This window comes from Thermococcus radiotolerans (assembly GCF_002214565.1).
In the GTDB taxonomy this organism is placed as follows: Archaea; Methanobacteriota_B; Thermococci; order Thermococcales; family Thermococcaceae; genus Thermococcus; species Thermococcus radiotolerans.
In genome coordinates this window covers 1576673-1592824 of sequence record NZ_CP015106.1, presented here as the reverse complement: position 1 = coordinate 1592824, position 16152 = coordinate 1576673, and the positions used below count along the sequence as shown (strand labels likewise).

Here is a 16152-nt window from a genome sequence, read left to right as displayed (position 1 = left end):
ACCATGAACACAAAGTGGGATTTTAATTTGTGCAAAGGATACATCAAGAGGATTTATAAATCCCCGAAAAGAAAAAATATGTGCTGTATTGTAATACCAACATACAACCAATATAATATAACTAAAAAAACAATTGAGTTACTCAAGAAACAAACGATATCTCCAGAGATTATTATTATCGACAATGCATCTAATGATAGAACATTTGAAAAAATAATAAGGGAATTCCCAGATGTTACTGTCATAGAACTTAAAAAAAATTACGGAAGTAGTGGAGCTCAATATATTGGGGCAGTATATGCACTTTCGCAGGGATATGATTATATAATTTTATCAGACAATGATGCCCAACCAATAGATATAACCCTTGTAGAGGATATTTTAAAAAAAGCAACTAAAGAAAAGGCCGTTGTTATACCTACCAATTTGTTTGGAGGCAATATTACCGGATTTAGTAAAGAAAAGACCAAAATAACAACGTCTCCTCTTCATTACCTTTGTATTCCAAGGGATATCTTAGAAAACTGCGGACTACCAATATTTAATTTGTTTTTAAAGGCAGATGATTATGAATTAACAACTAGGATCTCCAAAAAAAGATACAGGATAACAAGAATTGACTCTAGGTATTATCACCCCATAAAAATAATTCCAAGTCCTTTAGCTAATTATTATCTATTAAGAAATTACATTGTTATTACAAAATTACATAACGATATATACAAAGCAAAGAATGTATTCAACACCTTGTTGTCATGGGGAATTATTAATATTACATTATCAACAATATATATGAACCCTAAAATATTCACGAACTCGTTCTTGTTAGCTATTCGCGATGCGTTTACCCAAAGACTTGGAAAAGCCCCATATAAGTTTCCGATAATCAAATCCTCGCATGTTGTTGATATTGATCATATCAAAAAACATGGCCCGGAAGCTACACTATTTATATACTACAAAAATTCCGAGGTAATAACTAGAATTAAAAAAGCAAAAATACTTGATAAACACAGGTTTATAGAAATAAGAGACACACCATCTATTAGAAAACAAATAAAATACATATCAGAGATAATCAAGCACAGGTCAAGAATACTGATACTATTGGAACCCCTAACACCACATGCGGGATACTTACTCCTTCTGTTTGGAAGTATATGGACGATAAACTTATCAACAGAAGATAACAAAATACACATTATATATAACGAAAGAATTATTAAAAGGATAACAAAAATCCTGATTGGAGCTATATTGACCCTATTACTTGTTGTGCCCCTAACATTAGGAGCAATGATGTACTATGCATTCATATATAAAACACCCGCTATTCAAAGAAGACAATTTGATCCATGCAACACAGGAGAGACGATTCCATGAGAATCGTAATAATCCACAACGAGATGGCCCCTTACAGGATTTTTCTTTTCGATGAGCTCGGAAAAGGGTTTAAAACAAAGGTGATATTTGGAAGAAAAAAAGATCCGAAGAGACTGTGGAACATTCCTCTCGGAAAGAGGTTTAGGTGGAGAGTTCTCCCAGAGATTAAAGTCGGAAGCTACGTTCTCAACGCCCCATGGGGCTTGTTTAAGGAACTAAAAGATAGCGATGTTGTAGTGATAGCGGACAATGTGGATATATACCCTCTCATTCTTATCTCAGTGATGTTTACAAAACTCGCCTGCAAACCCTTGGTCCTCTGGGTCGGTCATCTCGATACCGAATACACAGAAGAGAGAAAATTTATCCTTAGAAAGGCTGACGAGATTCTCAAAAGGTTTCTTTATAGTATGGGGAACTCATTCGTAGTGTACAGCTCAAAAAGCCTAAACTTCCTCGTGAGGAGGGGGGTGAAACCACATAAAATAGCTCCTGGGACAACTCAATACTATCCCCAGGAATTACTATCAGAAGCTCTAGTGGGGAAAGAAAAGAACGTGAAAAAAACCTGGCGGCTTCAGGCTCTAGCATTGGGATACTTTGAGAGAAGGAAAGGGTTCAAGCACCTGATAAGAGCACTATGTGGAATGAAAGAAGTAGAACTAACGCTCGCAGGGTCCGGAGACTATGAGAAGACTCTTAAAGAAGAGGCCGAAGAATGCGGGAACATTGAGTTTCCAGGATACGTTGACGGGGAACTTAAGGCCCAGTTATACATCAACTCAGATGTTTTTGTATTCCCAACACTTCACGACCCATGGGGCTTCGTCGTCAACGAGGCATTCTATTACGGCCTTCCAGTAATTATTACTACCGCCGCAGGGGCAGTAGATGCTGTCGTTAATGGGAAGAACGGCTTTATTGTCGAACCGGGAAACCCAAACACCATCCGTGAAGTACTAGCGCATCTTGTCGAAAACAAAAAACTCCTCAGAAAACTTAAAGTCCACGCAAAGAAGTCCGGAAAAAAGCTAACTGACATCTCTAAAGGAGCTAAAACAATAGAGAAAGCCATAAAAAAGGCTATAGAGCTTCACGAATAAAGGGTTTCCACATCCCTTACGTGGTCTTTCATGTCCTTAGGCTTCCACTTGGGAACGAGCTCTGTAACAAGGAAAGGCTCCTCAACGAACCTCTCCATCAACCCTGCAAGCTGACGCCAGTTTCCAGGCTCAAAGAGAAAACCATCCCTACCATCAACAACGAACTCAGGAATCGCGCCGATGTTGGACGCTAAAACAGGCGTCCCACTCAACGCAGATTCTGCGAGCACCAGAGGACAGTTCTCATAGGAAAGAGAAGGAAATACAAGGACATCAATCTTTGAATATGGCTCAGCAACCCTATAGAACCTCCCCATGAACTTTATCCGGCGATCTCCCTGCGAGAGTTTCTTCAGTTCCTCGAGGTACGCGGGGTCTCCACCACCCCCGTAAATTCTAAACTCAAAGTCACCTCTAATTGCCCGAACGGCTTTAATGGCAACATGCGTTCCTTTTTGGTAACTTGGGACTCCAACAAAGCCAAAAACAATACTATCCGTATCTTTCTCCTTCCTGAATCCCTCGAAGGAAGTGTGAGGATAGCCGTTAGGGATGTGAATCACTTTCTCTTCTGGAACACCATGGGACACAAAGAACGCCCGCAGAAACTTCGATGGGGCTATCAAAAAGTCCACTGAGGCCAGAACATTGATAAGATGGGCCAAACGCCTCCTGAAGTGAGATGGTCTATTGAAGGAGGAAATAAAACCCCTAACCAGCGCGGATGGAATGCCATACTTTCTCGAAACCAGCCAAGAAACTATGTGATTCCAGCAGACAGAGCACTTAACCGACTCAGGACCCGAACAAAGTTCAACCTTTTTAAACATGAGAACATTGGTTGGGCAGATAAACCAGTAATCATGAAGTGTAATCAGTGTTTTATATCCCTCTGAGTTGGCAAGCTCTGGCAGAAATCCGTTTCTGAAACCCCAGATATTGTGAAAGTGGACAACATCCGGTTCCACCTCTTTAAGGGTATTCAAGAACTCAACTGCAATACGTCTATTAGAGTAACTCCTGGAGATAAAGAGGCCATCGAGCGGGTGTGGGGAAGTCGACCCATGAAGAACAACACCGTTTCTGACGTCGGTTCTGCCAGCAGGGATAACGGAAGTGAAGACGTGAACATCGTGTCTCTCTACCAGTGCCTCAGCGAGGTGCTTAACGTAGAATTCTGCCCCCCCTAGCTTTTCAGGGGGATAACCCGAGCTAACGAGAAGTATTCTCAACCAAGACACCTCCTATTGGAAAGTTTCCGCAGGAGTTTCCGATTCCAGAATAAGCCTTCAACGATGTCAGAAAACGAATTATTGGATGCAGTAACGCAAAGATCCTTAACCTCCCTTGGAATCTCTGCATCCTCAAAAACTATGACAGGTTTTCCCCGCCCCAGGGCCTCAGCGATTGGTAATCCCCAACCTTCGTATTTGGAGGTATGGACGTAGACGTCGAGCGAATCGTAGAACTCAACCAGCTCCTCATCGGGAACGAAGCCGAGAAGCCTTATTCTCGGGTCCCCTTCGGCTAGCTTTCTGACCCTCTCAAACTCCTCTCCTGCTCCAGCAAGAAGAAGCCTCGCGTTCGGGTTATCCCAGCACTTAAAGAGTTCAACGAGGAGGGCGTGTCTCTTGTGGTAGTCCATTCTGGAAATGTAGCCGAGCATGAACTTACCCGGTTCCCTGAACTTTCCTTCTCCCAGTGGCTCCCTGAAAAAGCGTTCGTCTATCGGCTGATGAACAACCTTGATTTTATTCTCTGGAATTCCAGCCAAACGGACAAGGTCAACCTTTGTGAGGTGGGAAACTGCGTAGATAACGTCACATTTTCTTGCAGAGATTAGGCCAAGGCGGATGAAGAACCGCTCAAATAATCCCTTAAATCCCTTCCTAGGATGCTTCAAGGGAATAATGTCGTGAATTGTTATCCGTTTCTCGGCCCTCCGCCTGAAAAGGGGAAGTGTTATCCCCTCAATAATCCCAACTGCATGATAGACGTCACATTTCGAGCGAACGAGCCAGAGAGGAACTCTAAGGAACTGCCAGAGAAGGTATGAAAACCTCTCCTCTGGGGAGAGCTCAATCGCATGCCCCTCTCGCTCAAGGGCACGGATGAGGTTCCGCGTGTATACTGCTATCCCCCCAGCTTTAGCACTCAGATGTCTAACGATTAAGCAGATCTTCATTCAACCACCCCTGTAAACCGAAAGGAGTACTCTCACGACCTCATCCCAGTCGTAGCGTCTGGCCCTTTCTCCTGCTACGGAGCCAAGCTTTTTCGAATTGTCATAAGCTAACAAGAGGGCTCGAGCAAAGAGTTCTTCGTCGAGAGGCACCACGAAACCTGTTTTGCCGTCCTCTACAAGATGGACCGAGGCGTTCATGGGATGCTCCCCAGTGACGACGGGAACTTCCGATGCCATAGCTTCAATGACGACTATGCCGAACCCTTCCCTCCGTGAGGGGAAAGCGAAGACCTTCGAGGCCTTCATAAGTGCAATAACGTCGGCGTAATCCCTGAGAAAGCCCGTAAAAGTAACGTTTTTCTCGATCCCAAGCTCTCTCGCGAGGAACTCAAGTTTTTTCCTCTCGGGACCGTCGCCCGCTATAATCCCCCTGAAGTCCGGGAACTCGCGTTTGAGCAACGCAAGGGAGCGCAACAGAAAATCAACGCCCTTCTCTGGAATCAGTCTACCGATGAAAACGAAGTCTGACTCAAGCTCTGAAGGTCTGACGGAACGTATGAAGCCGTAGTCTACCCCGTTTGGGACCAGAAAAACGGGCCTTCTCAGGCCGGCACTCAGGAGGTCAAGCCTCGTCTTCTGGGATACTGAGATGTGCCGTTCAAAGGAGAAGAGACCCTTCTCAAGGGTTTTTCCCAAAAAGCCTGCCTCTCCAAGGTACTCAAACCAATAGTCCCCCCAGAACTCATGCCATGTTATGAAGACATTCTCCAAACCAAGAGTCCTGAGAGAATAGGCGGGGAGGTATGGACTTGCCTGGCAGTCTATGACGTCAAAGCGCTCACCCTTAAGCTGAGAAAGGAGTGAAACCGCGTGGCGCATTGGGGGAATAATTGAACGCCTCGAACCCACGTAGAGTTTGCCAACTCGAACGGTACCGTGATAGTAAATCCCATCCCGCTCGATTTCAGCGCTCCCTTCCCAGTGCCGGTAACCGTAGACGTGAACCTCATGAGATTTAGCTAACCTCACCGCGAGCTCGTAAATCCTCTTCTCGACTCCCCCCTTGACCCAGGGATAGACTACATCGTAAACGAAGGTTATCTTGAGGCCCTCCATCGCCACATGGTTGTTCGCTAACGTTTATAAGACCATCTAATGAAGTTAGCCCAGCAGAAGAAGGGTGTTGAAAATGAATAGCACACTCCTCATAGTCATCATTGGCATCGCCGCATTCTGGATGATCCTCTACGCCCTCTTCGGTAGAAGGGAGGAGAAGGAAGAGGGCCTGACCGTTGACCTGTTCATCGCAATGTGGAGAACCAAGAGGCTACTCGGGCTCATAGACAGCCTCGCAGGGAAAGCCAAGCGCTTCTGGAAGGTTTATGCGGACGTTGGAATAGTCCTTGGATTCGCTGGAATGGCCTACGTATTCTACGCCCTTCTTAAGACTGCAATGAGAACCATCCAAACCGGCGGCGAGCAGTCCGGGGTTCAGTTAGTCATCCCCGGTGTCACAATACCCCTCTGGTACGGCCTCATAGCCCTCGCCGTTGTCATGGTGGTTCATGAGCTGAGCCACGGAATAGTAGCCAGGGCCGAAGACCTGCCACTAAAATCGGTGGGCTTGGTTCTCCTCGCGGTGATACCTGGTGCCTTCGTCGAGCCGGACGAGGAGGAACTTGAGAAAGCCCCTCTCCGCTCGAGACTGAGGGTTTACGGCGCCGGTTCCCTCGCGAACGTCGCAACAGCCCTTATAGCCCTCCTAATAATAAACTTCGCAATAACACCCGTTCTTCAGCCCGCAGGGATCCTCGTTTCTGGGGTTTTGGAGGATGGTCCAGCGTTCGGCATTCTCCAGCAGGGAGACATCATAATCGCAATGGACGGGCAGCAGATAAGGGACATGGATAGCTTCATCAACTTCATGAACACGACCAAACCCGGTCAAGTCGTGACGCTTACGGTTCTACGAAACGGAGAGGAACTGAACCTCCAGCTGAAGCTCGGTGCGCATCCTGAGGATCCGGAGAAGGGCTACATCGGCATCTATCCCGCCCAGCATGTGGTATCAAAAATCGGTTACGAGAACATAGTACTTCCGCTGTTCTTCACGTTCTACTGGATATACGTGCTCAACATCGGAATCGGCCTGATGAACCTCTTCCCGCTGGTGCCCCTCGACGGAGGCAGGATGCTGGACGACGTGGTTAAGGCGTATCTGCCGGAGAGGGTAGCCAAGCCGGTGAGGTACTTCACGATAGGCGTCGGCCTGTTCCTGCTGGCGCTCAACCTGTGGCCCGCGCTGGCGAATCTGGTCGGTTGAGCTAAATCTCCAGCCTCTCCGGGACTATCCTTATTTTTCCCTTTGAGAAGCGGAACTCAGCGGTGCACGGTTCAAAATCTGGCAGCAGAGACTTTCTCACTACCATCTTCTCGACTCCTGGTGCCTCCCTGTGGCTGAACTCTATTATATGCTCCGCGTACTGCGATATCCACGATATAAAGCGCTTTGAGACCCTATCCTGATTGAGGAGGAAGATGTTGACGGGTCTCTTTCTCCTTTCCGCGACTCGGGCGGACTCTTTCATCACCAAGTTCTTCTGGAGAAGCTTCATCGTGGACTCCTCCCCGAAGAGGTACGCGAAGCCGTCGAGGGTTATCGTGAGCCCAATGGGTTTCCTCTCGCCGATTTCTTGGAGTATCTCGTAGTACACCGAAACCATCTTTGGAAGGTACGTGCTGGCATCGATCTCCCCTGGAGAATACACGAAGGGCAGGTCGGCGGCTATGCCATTGACGGCACTGAAAACGTCAATTATCGCCATATCCCTCGACTCACCGAGCTTTCTCACGTCAAAACCGAGCATCTTGCCGTACTTCTGCAACAGGCTAAGAGGGAATGAGTAGTTGGTGACAACGCCGAAGCCGTTCCTGCTGACGAGGCTCCTGAAGATTTCAACCCCCAGCACCCAGCCGAAGGAGTTCGTGTCGTAGATGACGAGGACTAGGCTGTCGTCGAGGAGGCCGCCCCCGAGCATGGTATCCAGCTCATCAATCCCGGTTTTGATAATCTCATTCTCCATACGCCCCACTCAGTTAGTTTAAGGAACCAACCTTTTTAAACGATGTCCCGACCTTTCATCGGTGAGCCCATGAAGTGCTCTAAGTGCAACAGACCTGCAGTTTATCACGCGCGCTACACGGGAAGGTATTACTGTAAGAAACACTTCAACGAGATGGTGGAGAAGAAGTTCAAGGAGACCGTCAAGAAGTACCGGCTCATAGAAAAGGGCGAGAGGATAGCCGTGGGAGTGAGCGGCGGAAAGGACAGTGTAGTCCTGATGCATCTCCTGGCGAAGCTCCGCGAGAAATTTCCCTTCGAGCTGGTCGCGATAACGATCGACGAGGGGATAGCAGGGTACAGACCTCCGAGCGTGGAGATAGCCAAGAGAAACGCGGAAAGGCTGGGCATAGAGCACAGGATTTATTCCTTCAAGGAATACATCGGCTTCACCCTAGACGAGACGGTTGAGATAATGGGGAGCTTTGAAAAGGGCGAGCGTGTCGGGGCCTGCTCCTACTGCGGCGTCTGGAGGCGCTGGCTACTCAACTACGCCGCAAAAGACGTTGACGCGGATAAGTTAGCTGTCGGCCATAACCTCGACGACGAGGTGCAGATGTTCATAATGAACATCCTGCGCGGTGACATAGCCCGGCTGGGAAGAACCGGTCCCTACTACGAGGAAATCCATCCGGAGCTGGTTCCCAGGATAAAGCCTCTCCGAGAGATTCCGGAGAAGGAGATAGTCCTGTATGCAGTTCTCAACGATATAGAGGTTGACCTCAGCGAGTGTCCCTACGCGGTCGAGGCCTTCCGAGCGGAGATAAGGGACTGGATAAACGAGATGGAGGAGGAACACCCCGGAACCAAGTACCAGATACTGAGGAGCTACGACAAGCTCTTCCCACTCATAGCGAAGACCTACACGAAGAGAACGAGCGAGCTGAACCGCTGCAAGATATGCGGCCAGCCAACGACGGGAGAGATATGCAAGGCCTGTCAGTTCCGCCTGCAGGTCGAGAGGAAGGCGAGGGAGAAGGGACTGACCTTTAGAGTCGGATAAGCATTTCCCAGTTGTCCCTAATTCTGAAACTCAGAGAAACCCCACGGTATAAATAGCCGGGGGTTCTATTCTTAATCGGTGAGACGCATGGAAGAGGTTAAGGAGCTGAGGGAAGTCCTCGAGAGGGTGGAGGGCAAGCTCATAGCGGCGGGAAAGATGTACGGAGCAATGAACTTTGGGGTGTGGCTGGCCATCATGAGCCTCTACTACGTCATGATGGGTGTACTAAATTTACCGTGGCAGTTCAACCTGATATACTGGCCGGTGGCGTTTATAGTTGCCATGAAGTTCACGGGCAACGTGTGGAAGAGGTACGTCAGACTGGCGGGAATATCGGGGAGTTCCTGGAAGGAAGGAGCGGTGATAATGGGGATATGGATTACGGGCGTACTTCTCGGGTGGATCGTGGTGCCGCTGGCCCTCAACAAGCCTGTCGATACCGAGATAGGTGTTGCCCTTCTCACGTTCATCTCGTTCTCCGTGGGAGGAATGTTCGCCCTTACGAGGGAGAGGGAAATGATCCCAGCCTTTGGGATACCGGCACTCCTCATACCCTTAGCCTACAGCACAGTCTCCAACGCAACTGTACTGGCGGCCTTTGGAATCTCCCTGGGCTTCAGCCTCACAACCCTCTGGTACCTCCACTCAGCCTTCATGGCAATAGAGCGGTGATACCATGGAGGCCCTCAGAGAGCTGAGCAGGAACCATACACTTGGAAATCCGATTAGGTTAGGGGTGATGCTCTATCTGCTCCCGCGGGGGAGGGTTCTCTTCCGGGACCTCTTGAAGGTTCTGGAGGTAACGCCGGGCAATCTTGATTCGCACCTTAAGGCCCTCGAAAAGGCGGGCTACATCGAGATTTACAAGGTTATCGCAGACAGACCTCGAACGGCCGTTAGAATAACGGAGAGGGGAGCGAAGGAAACCGGGGAGTATTTGAGGGCCCTGAAGGAAGCGCTATCACTCATTTCCGCGGAGGACTGAATGGATAGCCCTTCTTCGTGACCATCCAGAGCCCGAAGAGGGCACCCAGCTGTTCCATCAGGACGTCCCTTATCTTGTTCGGTATCGTCTCCTTCAGTATGCCCTCCGTGAAGTGGCTTCCAAACCACTCCGCTATTTCCCAGCCCACCCCGATTACCAGCAGGAGCGCGAAGGAGTAGAGGAGCATCTTTCTCCACGGCATCTCACTGAAAAGCTCCCTGAGGATGCTCACGAGGAAGAGCCAGAGGACGAGTCCCCCCAGGGAGTGGCTTATCATGTCCACGTTCCGGCAGGAGACGTTGAAAAGGTCCACGTTTGTGAACGGAACGTTTACGAGGGATGCATGAACGGCAAGGAAAATCGATGTTATGGCAGTGATACCCTCGTTGTAGAAGGGGCTGAGAAGGGCCCCGAGGGTCCCCTCCGGCCGTTTGTACTTTCGGGGAAGCCACAGGAGGGCGAGAAGGTAGGCTATCATCCACGAAGTCCTCAGTATGTGGTCAACCCTTCGGTAATAGAGGCCGGTTAAAAACCCGATGAGAAGCACGAATAATGATACCAGAACAACACGCTCTTCCCGGTTTATATCTACCACCAGTCCTGGGCGATTTTCAAACTACTTAAGCCTTTCGATGCTCCGCTTTGGCTTCCTCCTCGGCCTTTCTCCTCAGCTCCTTCATGCGCTCTATCCTGTACTCCTCCACGAGGCGGAGGAGCCTCTCTGCCTCCCTCTCGCGGTCTTCCTCCTCCCATTTCGCCAGCAGCTCATCGATTGCCCTTTCAAGGGTCTCCCTCTCAACGACGGCGAACTCGTCAACCCTCTTGACGTCCAGCTCCTCGCTCGTGAAGAATGGTAGGTGAGCCTCTCGGAGGACTTCCTTGACCGGCCCCGGAAGGGGCTTCTCGGTGATGAGGGCGCGTATTCCTTTCCCAACCAGCTCCTCCGCTATACCTCTACCCGCCCCAGCGGGGTTTACGACGAAGAGAACGTCCCCCCGCTTGATTCCTATTTCACGTTCCAGCCTCTGGAGCTCGCGCCAGCTGAGGACGTTCATGACCTTGAGGGGAACCGCGCTGCCACGTATCTCCACAACGTTCATCCTCTTCACCTGAACCAAGTCCTTGCTCAGGCGCTCTATGACGGCCTTAGCTTCACGGAGCTGCTTCTCAAGGATTTCTATGCGCTTCACCTTCGCCTCCAGCTCCCTCTCGCGGAGAACTTTCCTCCGGATCTCCTCGTCGTAGTCAACCAGCTTTCTCTCAAGCCGGCCGATTACCCTCTTCTGCTCCTTTATAACCTCCCTCAGCTCTTCATTTTCCCTCTCAAGGAACTCTATCTTCCTCTCCAGCTCGCGGATGCGCCTTATGTAAGGCCTAACATCAACACTCGGCCGCTCCTCGGGTGCTTCTCCTTCCTCCTTCGGCCTCTCATGCAGTGTAACGCGCTGCATGGCCTCTCCGAGGTTGTAGCCCTGAATGACCAAAGCTTTAACCTCGTCGGCCTTTCTCGTGAGTCCCGCCTCGCGGAGCTTGGCGTCAACGTGCTCAAGCTTGGGCTTCAGGCGAAGGTAGGCCTTGTAGGCGGCGGCTAAAGCGTCGCGCTGATGGTCGTCGTCAACGCTTATCCCCAGGTTCCGCAGGAGCTCGTTCTTCTCCTCAACGCGGAGGCTCTCCCTGGGGACGAAAAGGTTGGCCTTGAAGGAGCGGGCAATTTTTTCGACGAATCCCGGGGCAGGGTTTACATCGGTAGCAACGATAACCGGATGCCCGACGTCGCTTATGAACCGGAAGACCTCGCCGACCGGCATGTTCCTCTCACTGTGGAGGGCGACTATCCTCCCGTTCAGGTCTATGGCCGCTATGCCGACCGTTATCCCCGGGTCTATGCCCACTATGATGCTCCTCCTCTCGCGTATGGCCTCTTCGCCCTTCAGGGGGGCGAAGCCGAGCTCGGCCCTTTCAACCGGCTGAATCCTCACCTCGACGTCCCCGCCGCGCATGGGCTTTATAAGTCCAGCCAGCTCTTCCCTGCGGGCGTAGACCTTGAACTCCCCCTTGGCCAAGCCGTAGTCCTTCTCCTCGGCCTCAAGGTCGAAGGGTATGTCCGCCCTCCGCAGTCTGTCCTCTATCTCCCTCACCTTATCGCGAACGAGGTTGTGAACGCGCTTCCTGTACCTGTCCTGGCTCCAGCCGCCCTTGCCGTGGCTTCTCCCCCGGGTTACCTTGATTATCACCTCGTCTTCGAAGGCAAGAACCTCGTAGCCGACTCCTTTGCTGGCCAGCAGGGCGGAAAGCTTGGCCTCCTCGTAGGGGTCGAACCTGTCGGTTACCCTTATCCCGTGCTCCCTCGCGAGGCTCTGAAGGGTTCTCTGCTCACCCGGGCGGCCGGTTACCTGGACGAGCTTCGTCCCGCTCGGGAGGGCCCGGAGGAACTTCCTGAGGTCGTCGCCGAGCTCGGTGACGCTGTCCATGGCCACTATATCCGGTCTCTTGGACTGGATGAAGCGGATAAGACGGTAGAGGGTGAACTCACCCTTTCTCTCAAGCCTGCCGTTGAACCAGCTCACGACGGCAAACCTTTTGGGGCTCTCGCTTATTATGTCTACTCCGAGGATTAGAATAGGCCTCACCCTCTAAGGGTTCTGTAGAAAGGTTGGAGGGGCCATTTAAAAAGCTTATCAGCCCCTCAGGGAGGTTCTGATGGCGACCTCAAAGGCCTTCCTTATCGTTTCAACGGCCATTGAAGGCCTCGGCTTTTCCAAGGCCTGCTCATGGCTGAAGGGAACGTGGATGAAGCCAGCCCTGGTCTCCATCCCAGCCACGGCTATCGTGTGGAGTGCTGTGAACATGGCCGCGTTGCAGACATAGGTTCCCGCGGTGTTGGAAATTCCAGCTGGGATTTTTGCCTCCCTCAAAGCCTCCACGATGGCCTTTATCGGGAGTGTTGCGAAGTATGCAGCCGGAGCACCCTCAAAGACGGGCTCGTCCTCCGGGGCAAAGCCCTCGTTGTCTGGTTTCGTTGAATCCATGACGTTTATCGCAACCCTCTCGACGGTTATGTTCGGCCTCCCGCCGGCCTGACCGGTTAGGATTACGATATCCGGCTTCTCATCGACGATCAACTTCTGGAGAATCTTTCTGACACCGTTGAATGTCACCGGGAGCTGGCGCTTTATTATCTCCGCCCCCTCGATCTCATCCGGAAGCCCCGAAACGGCCTCCCAGGAGGGGTTTATCTCCTCGCCGCCGAAGGGCTCAAATCCCGTCACGAGCACTTTCATGCTATCACCGGAAAGGTTAGGTTTTTAGGTTTTAAAACGCACTCCCCTCGGTGGGTGAGAATGAGGTACGACGTTCTTATCATCGGCGGAGGACCGGTTGGCAACTACCTCGCCAACCTGCTCGCGAGGGATTTCAGGGTAGCCGTTGTGGAGAGAAAGGGCTCCTTCGGGGGTAAGGCCTGCACAGGCATAATAGGGGCCGAGAACTATGAGAGGCTCGGCCTTCCGGAGAGTGCAGTTTTGAACAAGCTCCGTGGGGCGGTTTTCTACTCGCGGATACAGAGCTTCGAGATAGGGAGAAAATCGCCTCAAGCGTATCTCGTGGACAGGAAGGCCCTTGAGAGGTGGCTGGCCGAGAGGGCCGTGGGAAAGGGCGTGGACTACTACATGGCGACCACGTTTCTTGCCTTCAGGGATGGAAAGGCCGTCCTCCAGAGGCTCGGCGAGAGGATCGAGATCGAGGCGGACTTCTACATCGGCGCCGACGGCGTGAACAGCACCGTAGCCAAGGCGATAGGGGTTCAGACGAAAGGTGAATTCCTGAGCGGCTACGAGGCTGAAGTGGTGGGAGAATTCAATCCCGACTTCGTCGAGGTCTGGGTGAACAGGGAGATAAACCCCGAGTTCTTCTTCTGGGTGGCCCCGGTGAGCGAGAGAGTTGCCAGGGTTGGGACGTTCGGGAGTCTCGATGCCTTCCACAGGTTCCTGAAGATAAGGATGCTGAAGCCAACTTCGATAGTCGAGTTCAAAGCTGGAAGCGTCGGCTTCGGCGTAAAGAAACCCTGGGTCAGGGGCAACGTTGCGCTCGTGGGCGACGCGGCGCTGCAGATAAAGCCGACCACCGCTGGAGGAATAGTCTACGGAATGTACTGCGCCCACGTCCTCAGAAGGGCACTTCTCGATGGAAGGCTCAAGGACTACGAGAAGGGCTGCTCCTTCGTCAAGAAGCAGGTAAGCTTCGGGCTCAAGTTTAGAAAGGTCTTTCTGGGCCTGAGCCAGGATGACATCGAGAAGGTCTTCGAGGTCCTCGGAAGTCCGGAGGCGAGGGAGGTCATAGAGGGCCAGGCCGACTTCGATGACCACGTGAAGACCGCGAAGGCAATCCTTAAGAGGCCAAAGCTCCTCGCAAGGCTGATAAAGATAAGCCCGGCCATAGTCAGAACCCTCCTGTGAGGTGGTTCCATGGCAACGTGGAGGATGGGACTTCAGGAGGAGTACCTCAGGGCTATAGCCGAGGGCAGGAAGAGGGTCGAGGGGCGCCTGTACGACGAGAAGAGGCAGGGAATTAGGCCAGGGGACACGATAATCTTCGAGAACAAGCTGATGTGTGTGGTGAAGGACGTGAGGGTTTACTCCTCCTTCAGGGAGATGCTGGAGAAGGAGGGCCTTGAGAACGTCCTTCCCGGCGTTGAGAGCATCGAAGAGGGCGTTAAGGTGTACCGCCGCTTTTATTCGGAGGAGAAGGAGGGAAAGTACGGGGTGGCGGCAATAGAGGTCGAGCCAGTTGGGTGGATTGGGGAGCCCATTGAATGACTACCCAACCAAAAAGTTAAAGTCCCTTCTCCCATTTTAACATGGTGTGAGATATGAGAAAGAAGCTCCTCCTCATTATCCTTCTGGTTTTCATAATCGGTTTCATATTGCCACCCGCAGGAGCCAGTTCATTAATGGGAAGAGATGCGGAGCACTACATAAACGAATACCAGCTCCGAACCCTGAACCATGCATGGAACACCGGAAGCGTTTCCGGATGGGATGCCTTCAGGGAAAATGAGACGTTTTATCTTGCATGCCTCAAGGTCATAGCCCTCGCGCGGAGCGGCTATCCAAGGAACTCGACGGAGTTCAGGGGACTGGTTGAATGGATAAAGTCAAAGCAGAGCGAGGACGGTTCCTTTCCGGCGATAATAACTGACGACTACCCAGAGCCAGATTCGGAGTGGTTTTACTGGGAGCTCTCCAGATCGGCTGGAACCGGACTGGCGATTTTAGCTCTCCTTGAGGCGGGTGAAAGTCCCGATTCCATGGAGATAGAAAAGGCAGCCCAATTCCTCCTGAAGAACGAGAGCGGGAACCACTGGGGGAGCACGGTCTACCTGTTCTGGGAGCAGACGGGACTCAACGCAGTCAATGAGTCGCCGAGCATCGTTGCCACGGCTTATGCAATCGCCGCCCTCTCAAGACTCGGTCACAACGTCTCGGAAGAGTGGAGATGGCTGGAGGAGAGGCTAACACCGGAGAGGCTTGTGAGCCCGTATCTGGACAACACCTTCACGGGTTTCATCTTTCCCATGCCCTACCGCGATATTAGGCCCCCCTACGAGAGCATAGTCCTGCCGTTGCTCTTCCTGAGGGAGGAGAACATGAGACCGCCGAAGGGGACGCTCGATTTCATCGCCTCCCTTCTCGAAAGGACGCAGTACCTCGGAAACGCAACGCTGAGGCTGAGCTTTAGGGGGATTACCAACTACACGGTTGAGGAGAGGGTTTACACAGTAAACGGCTGGGAAGTGGAGAAAACCTGGAATGGGACCGGAAGAATGGCCGAGATAAACGTCAGCCTGGGAATTCCCGACCGGGGAAGTACCTTCCTGATACTCTCAGGGAAAGCCCTTCTCGAAAACGAGTCCGGCTTCTTCAAAGGGGAGATGAGGTTCTATCCGGAGCTTCTGGAGAACTATATAGAATTCATTGGGAGCGGGTATGCAGAAAAGACGGTTTTCCATTTCAAGGATGGGGATAACTACGCGGTGATTGAAAACCCGCACTTGGACGGTTCCTGGAATCATGACGTTTACTCGACGGCTATAGCCCTGATATGGCTCCACATGGCTGGCAGGGACGAGGGCACCAAAGAGGCCCTCGAATTTCTCGAACTCGCGGGCCCCAGAGAATCCATGACATTTGACGGCGATGCCTATGCTCTGATAGCCCTGAGCCTATACGGTGGAAATTGGGAAAGCAACAGGCCCGGACCAGTAGAGAATGAGCCAAGTGCCCAATCAGGAGTTTCATGGAGGCTGCCGGCGATTTTGGGGATAGGGCTTTTGATTGGGGCGCTCATTGGCGCCAAAGCGGGAAGAAAATGAGG

At 51.5% G+C, this 16152-nt stretch carries 16 protein-coding genes; 9 read left to right on the top strand and 7 right to left on the bottom strand.

The annotated features are described in order from the left end of the window. Window positions 1-3: 3 nt before the first annotated feature. Both A3L10_RS08855 and A3L10_RS08850 read left to right on the top strand, forming a co-directional pair. On the top strand, window positions 4-1383 hold the full coding sequence (locus A3L10_RS08855) for a glycosyltransferase (protein ID WP_088867269.1): 1380 nt from the start codon (window positions 4-6) through the stop codon (window positions 1381-1383). After that, window positions 1380-2486, top strand: a complete 1107-nt coding sequence (locus tag A3L10_RS08850) for a glycosyltransferase family 4 protein (RefSeq protein WP_157726923.1) — start codon at window positions 1380-1382, stop codon at window positions 2484-2486. Before A3L10_RS08855 ends, A3L10_RS08850 begins: the two co-directional genes overlap by 4 nt. Here A3L10_RS08850 and A3L10_RS08845 read toward each other — a convergent pair. The 3 genes from A3L10_RS08845 to A3L10_RS08835 are packed head-to-tail and all read right to left on the bottom strand — an operon-like array spanning window position 2477 to window position 5787. After that, window positions 2477-3718 carry a glycosyltransferase family 4 protein gene (locus A3L10_RS08845; protein WP_198362070.1) on the bottom strand — a complete coding sequence of 414 codons (1242 nt, stop codon included), beginning with the start codon at window positions 3716-3718 and terminating at the stop codon, window positions 2477-2479. The genes A3L10_RS08850 and A3L10_RS08845 overlap by 10 nt on opposite strands. Continuing rightward, window positions 3715-4671 (bottom strand): glycosyltransferase family 4 protein, encoded by a 957-nt coding sequence (locus tag A3L10_RS08840; RefSeq protein ID WP_088867266.1) that lies wholly within the window; start codon window positions 4669-4671, stop codon window positions 3715-3717. The genes A3L10_RS08845 and A3L10_RS08840 overlap by 4 nt, the downstream gene beginning before the upstream one ends. After that, window positions 4672-5787, bottom strand: a complete 1116-nt coding sequence (locus A3L10_RS08835) for a glycosyltransferase family 4 protein (protein WP_088867265.1) — start codon at window positions 5785-5787, stop codon at window positions 4672-4674. 73 nt (window positions 5788-5860) lie between these two features. On the opposite strand from A3L10_RS08835, the gene A3L10_RS08830 reads away from it, so the two are divergent. Next, window positions 5861-6994, top strand: a complete 1134-nt coding sequence (locus A3L10_RS08830; RefSeq protein WP_088867264.1) for a site-2 protease family protein — start codon at window positions 5861-5863, stop codon at window positions 6992-6994. 1 nt (window position 6995) lies between these two features. Here the strand turns inward: A3L10_RS08830 and A3L10_RS08825 are convergent, their stop codons facing one another. Further along, window positions 6996-7754, bottom strand: coding sequence for a hypothetical protein (locus A3L10_RS08825; RefSeq protein WP_088867263.1), 759 nt, complete (start codon window positions 7752-7754; stop codon window positions 6996-6998). Window positions 7755-7823: 69 nt separating this feature from the next. On the opposite strand from A3L10_RS08825, the gene A3L10_RS08820 reads away from it, so the two are divergent. The 3 genes from A3L10_RS08820 (at window position 7824) to A3L10_RS08810 (ending at window position 9780) form a co-directional block, all read left to right on the top strand. Beyond that, complete coding sequence (locus A3L10_RS08820) at window positions 7824-8795, top strand: TIGR00269 family protein (protein WP_088867262.1); 972 nt, start codon at window positions 7824-7826, stop codon at window positions 8793-8795. An 87-nt stretch (window positions 8796-8882) separates the two neighbouring features. After that, window positions 8883-9467, top strand: coding sequence for a hypothetical protein (locus A3L10_RS08815; RefSeq protein WP_088867261.1), 585 nt, complete (start codon window positions 8883-8885; stop codon window positions 9465-9467). A gap of 4 nt (window positions 9468-9471) precedes the next feature. Beyond that, complete coding sequence (locus tag A3L10_RS08810; protein WP_088867260.1) at window positions 9472-9780, top strand: transcriptional regulator; 309 nt, start codon at window positions 9472-9474, stop codon at window positions 9778-9780. Here the strand turns inward: A3L10_RS08810 and A3L10_RS08805 are convergent. From A3L10_RS08805 to pcp, 3 genes are read right to left on the bottom strand one after another with little or no spacing between them, the layout of a single operon-like run. Beyond that, complete coding sequence (locus A3L10_RS08805; RefSeq protein WP_088867259.1) at window positions 9761-10375, bottom strand: hypothetical protein; 615 nt, start codon at window positions 10373-10375, stop codon at window positions 9761-9763. The two genes, A3L10_RS08810 and A3L10_RS08805, sit on opposite strands and share 20 nt — an antisense overlap. A gap of 25 nt (window positions 10376-10400) precedes the next feature. Further along, window positions 10401-12410 (bottom strand): DUF460 domain-containing protein, encoded by a 2010-nt coding sequence (locus tag A3L10_RS08800; protein ID WP_088867258.1) that lies wholly within the window; start codon window positions 12408-12410, stop codon window positions 10401-10403. Window positions 12411-12458: 48 nt separating this feature from the next. Then, window positions 12459-13061, bottom strand: a complete 603-nt coding sequence (pcp, locus tag A3L10_RS08795; RefSeq protein WP_088867257.1) for a pyroglutamyl-peptidase I — start codon at window positions 13059-13061, stop codon at window positions 12459-12461. Window positions 13062-13121: 60 nt separating this feature from the next. Here pcp and A3L10_RS08790 point away from each other — a divergent pair, with 60 nt between their 5' ends. Genes A3L10_RS08790 through A3L10_RS08780 form a run of 3 tightly spaced genes read left to right on the top strand, consistent with a single transcriptional unit; the run spans window position 13122 to window position 16150 of the window. After that, window positions 13122-14234, top strand: coding sequence for a geranylgeranyl reductase family protein (locus tag A3L10_RS08790; protein ID WP_088867256.1), 1113 nt, complete (start codon window positions 13122-13124; stop codon window positions 14232-14234). A gap of 9 nt (window positions 14235-14243) precedes the next feature. Beyond that, a complete protein-coding gene (locus A3L10_RS08785) occupies window positions 14244-14594 on the top strand; it encodes an ASCH domain-containing protein (protein ID WP_088867255.1) in 351 nt (116 codons plus the stop codon). A 53-nt stretch (window positions 14595-14647) separates the two neighbouring features. Then, window positions 14648-16150, top strand: coding sequence for a prenyltransferase/squalene oxidase repeat-containing protein (locus A3L10_RS08780; protein WP_088867254.1), 1503 nt, complete (start codon window positions 14648-14650; stop codon window positions 16148-16150). Window positions 16151-16152 lie beyond the last annotated feature (2 nt).